Source organism: Rhodococcus sp. KBS0724, from assembly GCF_005938745.2.
Lineage (GTDB): Bacteria > Actinomycetota > Actinomycetes > Mycobacteriales > Mycobacteriaceae > Rhodococcus_F.
Window position 1 is genome coordinate 5,600,177 of record NZ_VCBX02000001.1, and the last position, 14,109, is coordinate 5,614,285.

Consider the following 14,109-nt stretch of genomic DNA (forward strand, 5'->3'; position numbering starts at 1 on the left):
CCCTTGAATCGAATGGATGTTCGAGTATACTTAGGTCACAGGTGGGGAGGCCTTGATGACCATGGTGAGCGATTCAATTGCGGTGGGGGATGTTGTAGCCGGTTCGGCTGTGGGTGTGCGTGGCAGGTTGTGGCGCCTACGTCCGGCCGAGGTTCGCGATGTCGCCGTATCGGTGTCCGCGGAAATTCTTCGGTTGGAAGCGATTCGAGTTGCCGCGGTCGACGAGCTGGCACTGAATCCGGATGAACAAGTGCTCTGCTACCGCGGTGTGGGCCGGTGGTTGGCGGCCAATACGATGCTGCAGAACTCGGCCGGCAACAAGATCGCCGCTCTCGGTGCCGCACTGCGATCGTTCCCCGATATTGCTGCGCAGTTCGAGGCCGGAGATCTCTCGCTCGATCATGCGGCGTTGATCGCCGCGTTCTGTGAATCCCCACCAAAAGGGATGCCGGACATCGCGTTAATGCCAAGCCTGAAAACCCTTCTCGCCGCCGCATCCGGAGTAGAGGCTACGACTGTCAAGGTGCGGTATGCGATTGCTGTTTTGGAGCGGATTTTCGAATCCGATGAGCCTCCGCCCGGTGAGGATAATGATCTGAATGCGTTACGGATCGCGCCGACGTTGAATGGTCGGGTCGTGATCAAGGGTGATTTCGATGCACTCACCGGCGAGATGTTGTTGTCTGCGCTGTCGGGGTTGTCGATGCCGAAACCGGCTGCGGACGGGACGCCGGATGCGCGGTCGGCAGCGAAACGTACCGCCGATGCGTTCACGGAACTCATTCGCCGGTATTTGGACAATGCTGTCACCGGTGTGGATGGTGGTCAGCGTCCGCATGTGAATGTGCATATCACTGCGAAAGATCTTGCCGAGCATCGGGAATGCGCCACCACAGGAGCAGACAACGATGACGCACCCGATCTGAACGATGAGCCTGCGTTCGAGGATCTCGATGTCGGCTACATGCCGTGGATGGGGCCACTGAGTGTGAGCAAAGCCCGGATGCTGGCGTGTGACTGCATGCTCTCGACCGTTCTGATGGACGGCAAGGGCGCACCGCTGGATGCGACCCCACTCAAACGCCTCGTCACAGCCGAGCAACGTATCGCGTTGATTGCCCGGGACAAAGGCTGTGCCTTCCCGAACTGTGATGCCGTACCGGCCTGGTGCGACGCGCACCATATAAAACCGTGGTCAACAGGCGGTGTGACGGTGATGGACAACTTGACGCTGCTCTGTCGCAGCCACCATACGTTGATGCACAGCACCAGCGGGTTCCGCGGCATTTGGGAGATCAAGATGGGTTCCGATCACAAACCGTGGTTCATCCCACCGTCGGCGATCGACCCGAAACAGCGACGCCGACGCTCCACCACCCGCCAAGGCCCCGTCCACCGAGACTGAATCCGGCCCTGCCGGAAGCACATACCGCGCCAGCGCTTCGCATCACCAGCCAGACGATGCGAAGCCCACACCCATGCGCGGGTCCGGCGAGGGTTCACGCGGGTGGCCAACCCCAACCCACCACAGACCCTCAACCGCCACAAACTGATTCCTCTCCCGCCAAGGTCGTGCGGTGCATGAGCCGCTGAGACGAGGGCTCGAACTCCGTTGCTCGATGCAGCATTCCGGTGTTGTCCCAGATGACAAGGTCACCTTTGCGCCACACCTGGCGCAGGACGAATTCGGGTCGCGTGGACCACTCGAGCAGTCGGTCCAACAACGCACGACTTCGCTCGATCGGCCAACCGACAACTTCGGACGCGGTAGCGCCCAGCAGCAGCGACTTCCGTCCATTCTTTCTCGTCCATACCAACGGATGAACCTGCGCTGGAACCCGCGCCCAGGCTCGCCTGGTTGCCTCGTCGGGATCCGGATTCGCCAGCGACTGTGCATGCCCAAAAGTGTGCACAACCTCGAGAGACTCGAACTCGGCCTTCTCCTCGTCGCTCAAGCCGTCATAGGCTGCGTACGTACTGGCGAACTCTGTATCGCCGCCGGCCGGATCTACCTCACGAGCGCTCAGGAGCGTCGCCTGTTGCGGCATGACTTGTGTGGCACCGTCGATGTGCCAGTGGAAGTTTCCCGCTCGATACGACGCGAGGATTGCGTTCGTCTTGGACGGGTCCATGGTGATGGTCTGAATCTCCGGAAGGCGGTGCTCGCCGGTGGATTGCACGACGACGGTGCCCAGTGCACGACTCAGCGCCAACAGGGCGTCGTCGTCGATGTTGATCTCGCGGTACACCAGGACCCCATGCCGGTCCAGAAGTTGCCGAATCTCTCGGGCAGAATCCGACTTCATGAGATCGTCGGCAGTGAGACCTGCGACCTCCAGTCCGACGGTCGATGTGATGGGACGTATGGAAGCAGGCAAGAAGAACTCCTCGATCGGTACGTTTCTCGAAAAATACTGGGAAGAGGTACTTTTGGCGCTCGGTCAGCAGTCTGACGTCAAGCGATCTCGCGCACTACAGGACAGTAGCGCACTTGCTATACAGTCGTACCAATTTTCGGGAAAAGTCGCGATCCGTTTCCTACGTCCGCGGCCGCTTTGTACGTGCAGTCTGCCTGACGCGAGGCTCCACCGAATCGATGTAGCCCTCGAGTGCTTCCACCACTTCGGCATGCGCAGTGTTGACGCCGATACCCGATTCCAGGTTGAGGAACTTGGGAATCCCGGTGATCAGCAACACCATTGCGCCGTGAGACAGCCGGCCGTCCGGCCGAGTATCCGGTCCGAACTTACGAGCCACGGCATCCATCTGCAGTTGCCGGACCCGTTCGGTGACTTGGGCGATTTCAGCACGGATTGACTCACGGTGATTGCCAAGAGCCATGAACTCCGTCATCAGAGCACTTGTGGCTTCATCCCAGCTGTACTCCCACAACACATGGAGAGGATCTTCGGCTCGCTTCTGCAGCGCAGAGTGCAATACCGCGAGGTTGCGATCGGTATACCGCGCGATTGCGGCGCGGAAGATGTCGTCAAGAGTGGGAAAATAGTACTGGACCAGGCTCGCGGTCACACCGGCCTCTGCTGCCAACGATCGATAGGTCACGCTGGCGTAGCCGGTGTCCAGCATCATCTTCTCGACACTGTCCAGCAGAACATCTCGCGTCTTCGACTTCTCGGCACCCACGCGCCGCGACGATGAAGCCATGACCACCTCACTCCGCTGAATTCGAAACCCCGTTGGATTCGAATCATCTTCGCACCCGACGAGGTGTCGTGGAATGAGGGGTACGCGCCTCGCGTCACGCACACTGAGCTAATCGTGAAGAGACACCTGGGCAAGCTCTTCGAGGTATCGCACGACCTCGGTTTGATCCGCACCCGGAGCCAGGCCGTCGACGGCGGTTTCCCAGATCTTCCCGAGCGTGTCACCCAGAACAGTGGATACGTCCTGAGAACGAGCCAGGTCCAAGGCGATGCCGATGTCCTTGCGCATCAGAGTTGCGGCGAAACCCGAGTCGAATGTTCCTGACAGAACAAATTTTTCGTACTTCGTCTCCGTAGCCTGGTTCCGGCCACTACTGGCATTGATCACCGAAAGTAGCGTCGCCGGATCGATACCGAATTTGCGGCCCACCAACATGGCCTCCGCTGCGGCAACAAGACCGTTGGCCGCAAGAAGGTTGTTGAGGGCCTTTGCAGCGTGTCCCGAACCAACCGGACCGACATGGATGATCGCAGTTCCGGTGGCACGCAGGAGCGGCAGAACCTCTGCGACGACATCGGTGTCACCGCCCGCCATCACGGCAAGATCCGCCTTCAGGGCGCGTCCGACTCCACCGCTGACGGGGGCGTCGACAATTCGAATACCCTGATCGGCAGCTACTTCAGCCAGCTTCTGAGTGCGATCCGGAATGCTTGATCCCATGTCCACGATGGTGCTACCTGCCTGCAGTTGCGACAGTAATCCCCCCTCGCCGAGAACCACGGCATCGACGATGTCGCTGGTCGGCAGAACCAGCACCACCACATCGCACTTCGCGAAGTCTGCGAAGTCCATTGCGCCGACAGCGCTCGGATGACTGTCGAGAAACCGTTGCTGCGACGGCGCATCGGCGTCACGGACGATCAACGGTTGACCGGAGTTGACGAAGTTGCGAGCAATCGGACCACCCATCGCACCCAGCCCGACCAGACCGACACTTTTTCCCGGCAACGGAATCACGCTCATACGGACACCTCCGCTGTGAGGGGGCCCAGTTCTGCGGTCAGAGTTTCCTGAACGACTCGCATCGCTGCCATACCCAGAGGAACTCCCACGTAGGCCGTGGCGTGGATGACGGCTTCCGTGATCTCGCCCCGAGTCAGGCCGTTGCTCAGACCGACGCGAACGTGGACGGACAACTCATGCGGCTGGCTGAGGGCGATCAGCATTCCGAGATTGATCAGCGAACGACTACGTCGGTCCAAGCCGGGTCGGGTCCATGCACCTCCCCACACGAATTCGCTCACGAACTTCTGCAATTCTTCGCCGTCGGTCCCGGCACTGCGGGCCATTGCCCCATCGACGTATTCCGCTCCGAGGACTTCCCTACGCACCGCCAAACCGGCCTCGAAGACAGTCTGGTGAGCCAGATCGAGCGGGCTCTCTTGTGTCACTGTGAATCTCCCTCGAATTTGATGGTCACGCACTTGACCTGGCTGTAGTGATGGAGAGCCTCCACACCTTTTTCGCGACCGTAACCGCTGTTCTTCCACCCGCCGAACGGAGTCTGCACCGATCCTGTGGACCAGGTGTTGACAAACACCTGGCCCACACGGATCCGCTCACTGACGCGCAGTGCCCGCGACACATTGCTGGTCCAAACACCGGCTACCAGTCCGTAATCCGAGTCGTTGGCCAGTTCAATCGCCTCGTCTTCGGTATCGAACGCGAGCACGAGAACCACAGGTCCGAATATCTCCTCGCGCGCGATCCGGGCGGAATTGTCGACGCCGATGTACACCGTAGGATCGATGTAGAACCCACCCGTTTCCTTCGCCATCGCTGATACCGTTCCTCCGGTCACAGCCTGTGCACCTTCGGATTCCGCGATCTTGAAGTATTCCTGCACTCGCTCGAACTGGGCTCTGGTGATGAGCGGACCGATATCGCGCCCAGGACGCACCGCCGCGGCACCCGCAACCAATTTCTGTACGACCTCGTCGTGGATCGACCGATGAACGAGAAGTCGAGTGCCGGCTGAACACACCTGGCCGGCATTGGCCGTGAATGCGAGGAGCGAACCGGCGACGGCCTTCTCCACATCGGCGTCGGCAAAGATGATATTGGCGGACTTTCCTCCCAATTCCAGTGTGAGCGGGATGATTCGGTCTGCAGCAATTCGCCCGATAGCACGGCCAGTTTCCACGGAACCTGTAAATGCCACCTTGGACACGTCCGGGTGGGCCACCAGTGCCGCACCGGCATCTCGACCCGTGCCGAGAACCACGTTGAAGACTCCGGGCGGAAAACCCACCTCGGACGCGAGTTGAGCCAATCGAACCGTCGACGCCGACGTGCTCTCCGACGGCTTGACCACCACCGTGTTGCCGGCAGCCAGAGCCGGTGCGCATGCCCTCGCTGCCTGGTTCAGCGGAACATTCCACGGTGTGATGATGCCGATTACTCCGAAAGCCTCACGGCGGGTGTACACATGCTGGTCCGGGGCCACGTCGAGAGTATCTCCGGCCGGCATGCCGATCAGCCCGCCGTAGAAATCGAAGTATGTTGCCGAGTTCTCGACCTCGGCCAGTGCAACGGCCTCAGGCTTGCCGGTTTCGCTGATCTCCAACCGGGCCAACTCCGCAGAATCGGCGCGCATGGCCCGGGCGAGGTCGCCGAACAAGCGCGCCCGAGCCAGCGCCGGTATCTGCTTCCATGCCGTTTCAGCAGCAACGGCGGCCTGAACCGCCAGGTCGACGTCACGAGCATTGCCACACGCGAGTTGCCCTGCTTCACAGCCGGTTGCCGGATCTGTGACGGGCATGTAGTCGGCACTGGTCGGCATCACCGCAATACCGGCGATCCAATGATCGAGCTTGTCCAACGTGCTTCCCATCTACAAGGTGACGTAATAAGCCGACTCTAATGTCGAGAATCTAACAAAGTGCCGACCCTTTGTCGAGAGCTCTCTCTACAACTGTTGCGGCTCCAACACCGCGCGCCGCTCGTTCAGGAAATCGTGCGGATATCCGAGCCGTATCCGCGATGCAGCGTCGAGACGCTCGAGTTGCCCCTCCTCGAAGTTCACATGCAGTGCGCCTAAGTTGTCTCGAAGCTGTTCCACCGTGCGCGCCCCGATCGACGGCATGAGCCCGCGACGTATGACCCACGCCAAGGCAACCTGCGCGGGGCTGGCTCCGAGTTCGACTGCAATGTCGTGGGCAACGGCTCTCGCCTCCCGGCCGGCAGGCGAGAGCCGTTCGGGATCGCCTTTACCGGCGAGCAGGCCGCGAGCCAACGGACTCCACGCGCACACGGCTAGATCCAAATCGTGTGCCATCGGAAGTAGCTCACGATCGGGACTTCGTGCCACCAAGGAGTATTCGACCTGTATGGCGCTGTACGCACTCCAACCGCGCAACTCGGCGATTGCGTTCGAGCGGGCAACGACCCAGGCCGGAGTATTGGTGACACCGATCGCCAAGATCTTGCCACCGCGGACCAGATCGTCGAGTCCGCGGAGCGTCTCCTCGGCTGGTGTCTGCCTATCCCACGCATGCACCCACAACAAGTCGATGTAGTCGGTGCCGAGACGTCGCAGACTCTCTTCGACACTGCGACGGAGGCTTTTCCGATGATTTCCGCCGGAATTCGGATCACCCGGATGCGTCGGGAGCGTGTACTTGGTGCTTACGACAACATCGTCGCGCTCGGAAGCGATCAGCCGCCCGAGGATTGTCTCGCTCGCACCGTTGGTGTAATTGTTAGCCGTATCGATGAAATTCCCACCGGCACTGCGGAATTCCTTGTAGATGTCCTGACAGGTGGACTCATCGGCTCCGAAGCCCCAGTCCGTTCCGAATGTCATCGCGCCCAAACATATTTCACTAACCCGAAGTCCAGATCTGCCGAGCACGCGCAACGGCATACCGGCACTACTCACTGCTTCAGGCATCGTCGTCCACGACCCAGTTGACAAATCGATGCAGCGGATACATGCCGTCGTGCGGACTGCCCATACTGCCGGTCAATGCACTGCCCAGCTTGACCACACGCTGAACTCCCGCTGTTGCCAGGCGATCTCGCACCTCAGGCTTGCGATGCGTCGGGTATACCCCGACGGTCTGTGTTGCCACCGTCGCGAAGTGTGCCGCGTCGGCCATCGATGCAATGGGGACGACGTTGACCGTCTTGTTGGTCGGGTGGAAGTCCACCGGTTCCGGTGAGCGGACAACAAGACCACTGCCGTCGTAGCTGCCCCAGATGCGGTAGTCGGGCTCGAGGAATCGCATTCCCTCCACTTCTTCGCGAATATCACGCGGCGTCTTCGGCCCGACCGCTTCGGCGAAGTCGCGGTCGACTCCCAGACGCTCGCACAGCAACGCGCAGAAACGATCCACCTGCTCGATGTCACCTTCAACGGCAATGTGACGCGCTGCGAGGCATGCGTCCTGGTTGAAGATCGTGGCGTCGGACGCTGCCAGCTCCGCCACCTCGCGCAGGGTCTCTTCGGACTCGAAGGCTTCGCGTCCGATGACGGACATCGAGACCTTGGGGTCGAAGGAGATCAGCTGGAAGCCGGGACCGGCATACTTCGCGGCGTTCTCGATAGCGGGGCCACCACCCCACGCCACGAGCTTGTCGAAGTACTGAGAGCGGTAGAGCACGCTCTCGACCTTCTCGTCGCCGCCGCGCCAGTACACGGCGGACATCGAACGCAGGATCGGATGGTCCGGCTCGATGTCGGACATGGTGCGCAGCACCGCAACAGTGGTGAACGGGTCGGCCGATGGCATCTTGAAAACGTTGACGGCCTTGACGAGTGCCGCGTCGGCAATCGACGTCATGGCAGCGCTCGGGGAGTTTCCGGCCAGCATGTGCACGAGTCTGGGCGGGAATGCCCGCACCCGGCTCACACGACCGTTGGGGTCGGTGCGCTCCACCCATCCGTCGAGGAGGTTGCGATCACCGAAGGTGCGGTCCAGACGGTATTCCAGCGCCTCCCGCGTCAGGAACTGCCCCGGCCGCGCAAAAGTGTTCTCGATGATTCGTCTGGGCAGCGCGCTGACCTGGAGGGTCATCTCGAGGGATTCCTGCAGGTACTCGTTGGTCTCGAGCGTGAGATGTTTTGCCGTCTCGACCAGGAAGTCGATGATGTCCGTGATCGGCACGTCGAACGCCGGTCCCGGCTCGGTGCGAGGTACGAACAATGAGTTCAGTTCGAGAGCAGGTGTGACAAACGGAACCCCGAAGTCCCGTGACAGATACTCAGTGTCCTCACCCCAGACGAGCTTTCCTCGGATGAAGTGGGGTACCCGGATCTTGGATTTGCTCGGTGCGAGTGTTGATGACGTAGTCATGAATGTCTCTCTCAGTCCTCGAGGAATCCGCGGACATATGCGTCCGTGGTGCCGGCACAGGTGATTTTGTCGTCGTCTGCCAGATCGGAATAGCGGGTGATGTCTGCGTCAACCGTAGGACCGCTTCGGCCACAGGAGCATTCACCGAGTTCGACCGAGATCTTGTCACCGGTGATCGTTCCGCCCCAACGTCCGTCGACGGTGGTGTCGAAGAACGCGGCGCGGCCTTCCACCTTGCCGTCCGACTCGGGTGCCAGCGTTTCGCCGTTCTTGTCGAGAACGAACAGCACCAATTCCGAAGGCACGTGATACCGGCCCGACAGGCACTTCGGCAGACGAATATTCAACTCTTGCATCGAGTAGTAGTGAAAGAACCTGCTCGGATCGATGTTGAGCATGCGGAAGATCTGATCCTGATAATCGGCGGGCAGCGACATCCCCTTGAGCCCACCGCCCGCCGTCATCGCATTCTCCCCCGTGATGTCGCCTTCCTTCATTCCGAGTTCTCTCAGAATCTCGGTGAGGCGGAACAGGTTCGGAAATTGCGAATTGAAGAAGATTCTCTCGGTGCGATGTTCGACTATCTGCTCAGCCCAATGGCGCAGGCGGCGTTCGTTTTCCGCTTGACGCGCGGCGGCTGACGCCTCATGGGTTGCGAGTTCGTCCGGTGCCGCGGTCCCGTCTGCCATCGCCTTGCGCATGGCAGACAGACGCGCCATATAGGCATAGTGACCGCTTGCCGCCGCACCCGATGGCGGTTCGATACCGTCGGGCCGGCCGTACTCCTGGTAGATCAGATCACGCATGGCGTTGTGTCCACTCAAGCCGGTTTCCGGTCCGACGGGGATGACGTGCCACGAGTTGTCGCGATGAATCCCCAAGTCGGTCAGGCAGTCCAACATGTTCTGCATGGACACTTCGCGATCCCGTACGGACTTGTTCAGGAAGGAACTCTTCCCACTCGTCCCACTCGAACTCGACACCAGGTGTCCGACTGCCTCGAGGGCATCGATATACCCGTCGACATCGACGACGGTCGACACGTCCACCCCCTCGACGCGATGCGCCGATAGCGAATCGAGCCACCGATTAAGTTGTGCCCATTGACCTTTAGCGATCAACGATTCCGGGTAACTCTTGTACGTGGTGTGAGGAAACAGCAGCGGAATCATATCCTCGCGGCGTGCGATTTCGGTGATCCCCTCGTCGTCCGCCCGCTGCTTCAGTACCGGCACCTGCTGACGCAGTTCCTGGAATCGCGCGTCGAGTCGCTCGACAATCTCATCTCGCTGTGTGGTCGTCCCTGACATTGTGCCTCCAGTCGATGTGGCCCCCGAAATTAACTTTACCCATCGGTTTAGTTTTCTGTCTATAGCTGAGTTCGACTGGCACACTGATGTTCATGACGTCGCACAAGTCCGAACCGGGTGCAGCCGGAGAACGCCGAAACCGCGGGGGACGCCCCACGCTCGAGCAAGCCACCGCGCTGGATCACTCCATCCGCGAGGGCGCCCTCGCCATGTTCCTCGAGCATGGATACGAGGGCACGTCGATGAACGCCATCGCCGCTGCGGCCGGCACTACCAAACCGACGCTGTACACACGATTCCCCACCAAGGAAGCAGTCTTCCGCTCGGTTCTCGGTTGGGCCGTCCAACGTACGGATTGGCCTGTGCCAGAACCACCTGCACCTGATCTCGACAACCTGGAATTCGCGCTGACCGCCATTGCGAGGACAGCGCTGGGCCGCGCGCTGAACCCGTCGATGATCAAACTCGAACAGATCGCGATCACCTACGCGGAACGCTTTCCGGACATCGCTCGTCGAACACACGGCACGGGATTCTGGCCGCGCAAACAGTTGGTCACAGATCTACTCGTGCGACATGCCGAAGCCGGCGAGATCGTTGCCGAGGAGCCGGACGTACTGGCCGAACTCTTTCTCGGCATGACATCCGGCGGTCCGGCACGCCTGGCCTCGTTCGGCATTGTCCACGATCCCGCAGATCAGGAACGCCATGTTCAGTCCGCAGTCGCGCTGTTTCTTCGCAGCCTCAGACCTGATTGAGATCGACTAGGCGGGCGTTATTGTGCGTAAACAGAATTCGGTTATCCGGTCGATATCCGAATCGGTAGGCTGAATCCGCTGCCACAGGTAGTCGGAGAGCTTTCCAACTGTCGCATGCGCCGCCAATATGGCATCGAACTCCGGTGCTGCACTGCCCAGTTGCGCAAGGGGACCACGCAGCAGAGTCGCCAGCGGACCGCTCGCCGACGGTGGTCCCGATACAGCGCCGACGCCCGTCCCACCCGCATTCCAGAGCACCGCGCGGGTAGTAGCCGCCGAGTCTTCGTCGGCCTGGGACAGGACGCCTTCGACCCACCGTCGAATCTTCCCTTCGGGGGTCGTCTCCTTGTCCATCTGATGCGCAACATACGTTGCCAAACGCTCGGAACCATCCTCCAAGATTGCCGAAACCAGTGCATCTTTCGACTTGAAATGCCGATAGAAGACATCGTTGGACAGTCCGGCTTGGGCCACGATATCGGCGACCCGAGGGCGAGAGTTCGTTCCCAGCGACCTGATGACCACCAACGCCGCGTCGAGCAATCTGCGGACCTCACTCGCGTATACAGCGCCGCGATCAGCCAAGGCCCGCGCAGCAATGCGGGTTGCCAGATCTTGTGTCGGCTCGGTGGTCGAACCACTCATGTCCATCGGCAGAAGATACTCCGTCACGAACGAGCCGTACTCAGTCCGCCGCTGGTGTGCACCGCGGCGCAGATTCCACCGTCGACGAGAATATCTGTTCCGTTGAGGAAGCTTGCGTCGTCCGAGAGCAGGAACGCCACGACTGCTGCTACTTCGTCAGCGCTACCGGTGCGGGAGAGAGGCGTCTGCGCAACCAGCGCACTCAGATGCGCGTTGTTCTCGGCTTCCTGTCGGCCTTGAGGGGTGTCGATCAGTCCGGGCGACAGCGAGCAGACGCGGGCACCCACGGAACCCAATCGCACGGCCTCGTTCTTCACGAAACGTTGGACACCGTACTTCGCCCACGCGTACGCGGCACCGGTGTGTTCGATCGCCGGTCCGACCGCTTCGTAGATCTCGTCCAGAAAGTGCTCTCGCAGAGGATCTTCCAATGCTGCAGCGGTGGCTGCATCCGGTGCGAGCGACGCGAGTGTCGGCGCCATGGATGCAAAACACACCATTGCCGTTCCAGCCGTGGCGAGCGGGCGCAACGCATTCGCAAGCAACGCCGTACCCACAAGATCGACGGAAAAGATCCTGCGCCAGTCGGCCATGGTCGGCGAGATTCCGGCAACGTGCGCCACCGCCCGCAGAGTTCCGAGTTCACGCACCCGATCCACCAGACGAGCAAGGCCGACAGGGTCAGTGACATCGAGGACAAACGGCTCCACGACAGCACTGCCGGCTTCGGAGAGCTCAGCTGCTGCCGCCGTGACGGTTTCCGAATCCAGGTCGACCAGCAGCAACCGGTCTACCGAGTCGGCCAGACGCTGCGCGCAGGCAAAACCCATGCCACGTCCCGCGCCGGTCACAATTCCGACAGTTGTCATGACTTCGCACCAACTTCCGCTTCGCGCGCGACCGGTGTCGCCCAGCACTGTTCAAGGCCTGTCTTCGCGGTTCGGCTCACGAGTTCGATCCGAAATCCCCACGGACTGCGCTGGAATGAGAAGAACGGGATGCCGTCCGGCCCGAGACGTGTTGCCTCGGTGACATATCCGTGGCCGGCAAGTTCTGCGGAGTCTGCCGCGACGTCGTCGGACCAGTACCCGACATGATGAATACCCTGCCCCTTACTTGCGTCCCACAGAGTCGACTGTGGAACGGCGCGAACGATTTCCACGCGCGGAGCAGTCACCGAATACGCACATCGCAGATCAACGGTGGCATCACCGCTCGGCAATGTGACGTCGATCGGGCCACCGACCTCAGGGCCCCATTCGTATCCGAACAGCGACGACAGTTCGTCCCTGGTCTGATCGAAGGTCTCGGTGACGATCCCGAGATGGAAAAGATCATCGGCCTTCATTCCGCGGTCACATCGATCTGCGGCGCCCTCTGTGACACCCGTGCGCACGCAACACCCAGAACATAATTCTTTGGCATGAGAAGAATATTCTCACTTCAGGGCGCGCAAAGCAAGGGAATTGCAGGATCCCACCAAACCGTCACGTGACCAACGCTTTCCACAGCAACACCGCTTCCACGACAATGCTCCGGCTGTTGATACACGATATGCGCGTCAACAGCCGGAGCATGTGGCTTCTCGATCCTTCCCGCACGGACTGTGCGCGGGAAGTAGTTCACTAACCGACTGACACGAGGTTCACTCCGTCCGCCGGACACTTTCCGAACAGGCTGACCCCACGAAACGATTCGGTTGCACTGACAGGATCGGGCGAACTGGATGCGGCAGCAAGCGCATGTGACTTGAAAACCATTGCAGCGCGGCTCAACTGGTGCGAACTCGGCCCGAAGTGATGAGCAAGATCGCTCGGAACCTTGTCACCCCACAACGTGACGTCGATGATGCCGCGATCCAGAGTATCGAGCAATCCTTCACGCACCATCGCATTGGACTCGAACAGATCACCCGCCAGAGCAATCGCCTGCGGGCGCGGCCCGTTGGGCGAGGCCATAACAGACTCCAAATCCAACGTGGTTGCGCCGAGAATCTGCAACGGCCGAGTGTTCTCGTGCTTTTCGATGATTACCGTGACGTCCCAGCCGGCCATCACCTGGTCGAACATCCACCCGCCGGCATGACGCACCACGTCGGCAACCGTCGGCGCGAGGACGGCCAGGCGGTACCTCAGGCTGTGCCTGCGAGCGCGAGCTGTCGAGTCAGCGATCGCGTGTAGTCCTTGAATATTTCGGTCAGTGGAATCGAACGATCGAGCAGCCATGAGGTCTCCATTCCGTTGAGAAACGCGACAATCTCTACGGCCTTGACGGCCGGGTCAATATCATTGCGGTACTTGCCTGCGCGTTGACCGCGCAGGATACCTGCGGCAATCGTGTCGATGGCCGCACGCTGCCGAGCGAGCAAGCGACCATGCAACGGGGCCTCCGGATCCAAACTCTCGATCAAGAGCACCGAGTACATGCCGATCAAGTGAGGCGAACGTTCGAACCGCGCGCCAACTTGCTCGAGCTGTTCTAAGACATCGCCGGTTCGATCAGCATGAGCGTCGTCATCCGCATCCCGCGCGTCCAACACGGCATGCAACAACTGTTCCTTGGACTCGAAGTGGTGCAAAAGTCCAGCGGACGTCACACCGGCTTCACCAGCGATCTGTGCAAGCGTCGTACTGCGCCACCCATTTAGTGTCAGCAGTCGCTGAGCAGCGGAAAGGATGAGCTGTTTCCGGTCTTCGCCCTTTGCTAAGAGAGTGGCATACGGGCGCTGCGCGGACATCGAACTCCTCTGCTCAAAACAACCTACTGAACACACAGTAGGTTGTTTTCAGCTCTGTGACAAGCGTCTCATCAAATGTGAAGTTGTGCAACAGGACACAGCTAATCCGCCGCTCTTCGGTCAACGCCCAGACAGGA

The 14,109-nt window shown here is 60.5% G+C and carries 15 protein-coding genes; 2 read left to right on the top strand and 13 right to left on the bottom strand.

Translation table 11 applies throughout. The annotated features are described in order from the left end of the window. Positions 1-55 precede the first annotated feature (55 nt). Positions 56-1,405: an HNH endonuclease signature motif containing protein gene (locus tag FFI94_RS25605; protein WP_138870285.1), complete on the top strand. Its 1,350-nt coding sequence runs from the start codon at positions 56-58 to the stop codon at positions 1,403-1,405. 130 nt (positions 1,406-1,535) lie between these two features. Here FFI94_RS25605 and FFI94_RS25610 read toward each other — a convergent pair whose 3' ends face one another. From FFI94_RS25610 to FFI94_RS25645, 8 genes are all read right to left on the bottom strand, one after another. Continuing rightward, on the bottom strand, positions 1,536-2,378 hold the full coding sequence (locus tag FFI94_RS25610; protein WP_138870286.1) for a TauD/TfdA family dioxygenase: 843 nt from the start codon (positions 2,376-2,378) through the stop codon (positions 1,536-1,538). Between the two features lie 160 nt (positions 2,379-2,538). Beyond that, positions 2,539-3,165 (bottom strand): TetR/AcrR family transcriptional regulator, encoded by a 627-nt coding sequence (locus tag FFI94_RS25615; protein ID WP_138870287.1) that lies wholly within the window; start codon positions 3,163-3,165, stop codon positions 2,539-2,541. Positions 3,166-3,273: 108 nt separating this feature from the next. Continuing rightward, positions 3,274-4,188 (bottom strand): NAD(P)-dependent oxidoreductase, encoded by a 915-nt coding sequence (locus FFI94_RS25620; RefSeq protein ID WP_138870288.1) that lies wholly within the window; start codon positions 4,186-4,188, stop codon positions 3,274-3,276. After that, positions 4,185-4,616: a carboxymuconolactone decarboxylase family protein gene (locus tag FFI94_RS25625; RefSeq protein WP_260684328.1), complete on the bottom strand. Its 432-nt coding sequence runs from the start codon at positions 4,614-4,616 to the stop codon at positions 4,185-4,187. Before FFI94_RS25625 ends, FFI94_RS25620 begins: the two co-directional genes overlap by 4 nt. Next, positions 4,613-6,058, bottom strand: coding sequence for an aldehyde dehydrogenase (locus FFI94_RS25630; RefSeq protein WP_260684329.1), 1,446 nt, complete (start codon positions 6,056-6,058; stop codon positions 4,613-4,615). The genes FFI94_RS25625 and FFI94_RS25630 overlap by 4 nt, the downstream gene beginning before the upstream one ends. A 75-nt stretch (positions 6,059-6,133) precedes the next feature. Further along, the gene (locus FFI94_RS25635) at positions 6,134-7,030 is read right to left on the bottom strand and encodes an aldo/keto reductase (protein WP_397495504.1); all 897 of its coding nucleotides are present in this window, start codon (positions 7,028-7,030) and stop codon (positions 6,134-6,136) included. Between the two features lie 79 nt (positions 7,031-7,109). After that, positions 7,110-8,522, bottom strand: coding sequence for an acyl-CoA reductase (locus FFI94_RS25640; protein WP_138870289.1), 1,413 nt, complete (start codon positions 8,520-8,522; stop codon positions 7,110-7,112). 11 nt (positions 8,523-8,533) lie between these two features. Further along, the gene (locus tag FFI94_RS25645) at positions 8,534-9,832 is read right to left on the bottom strand and encodes a hypothetical protein (protein ID WP_138870290.1); all 1,299 of its coding nucleotides are present in this window, start codon (positions 9,830-9,832) and stop codon (positions 8,534-8,536) included. Positions 9,833-9,924: 92 nt separating this feature from the next. Here FFI94_RS25645 and FFI94_RS25650 point away from each other — a divergent pair, with 92 nt between their 5' ends. Beyond that, positions 9,925-10,590: a TetR/AcrR family transcriptional regulator gene (locus tag FFI94_RS25650; protein WP_138870291.1), complete on the top strand. Its 666-nt coding sequence runs from the start codon at positions 9,925-9,927 to the stop codon at positions 10,588-10,590. A gap of 6 nt (positions 10,591-10,596) precedes the next feature. On the opposite strand, the gene FFI94_RS25655 is transcribed toward FFI94_RS25650, so the two are convergent. From FFI94_RS25655 to FFI94_RS25675, 5 genes are all read right to left on the bottom strand, one after another. After that, positions 10,597-11,262: a TetR/AcrR family transcriptional regulator gene (locus FFI94_RS25655; protein ID WP_260684330.1), complete on the bottom strand. Its 666-nt coding sequence runs from the start codon at positions 11,260-11,262 to the stop codon at positions 10,597-10,599. After that, positions 11,259-12,104, bottom strand: a complete 846-nt coding sequence (locus tag FFI94_RS25660; protein ID WP_138870292.1) for an SDR family oxidoreductase — start codon at positions 12,102-12,104, stop codon at positions 11,259-11,261. The genes FFI94_RS25655 and FFI94_RS25660 overlap by 4 nt, the downstream gene beginning before the upstream one ends. Continuing rightward, on the bottom strand, positions 12,101-12,583 hold the full coding sequence (locus FFI94_RS25665; protein ID WP_138873420.1) for a VOC family protein: 483 nt from the start codon (positions 12,581-12,583) through the stop codon (positions 12,101-12,103). The genes FFI94_RS25660 and FFI94_RS25665 overlap by 4 nt, the downstream gene beginning before the upstream one ends. 277 nt (positions 12,584-12,860) lie before the next feature. Further along, entirely contained in the window at positions 12,861-13,460 is a 600-nt protein-coding gene (locus tag FFI94_RS25670; RefSeq protein ID WP_313905558.1) for a hypothetical protein, read from the bottom strand. Next, a complete protein-coding gene (locus FFI94_RS25675; protein WP_138870293.1) occupies positions 13,367-13,972 on the bottom strand; it encodes a TetR/AcrR family transcriptional regulator in 606 nt (201 codons plus the stop codon). The genes FFI94_RS25670 and FFI94_RS25675 overlap by 94 nt, the downstream gene beginning before the upstream one ends. Positions 13,973-14,109 lie beyond the last annotated feature (137 nt).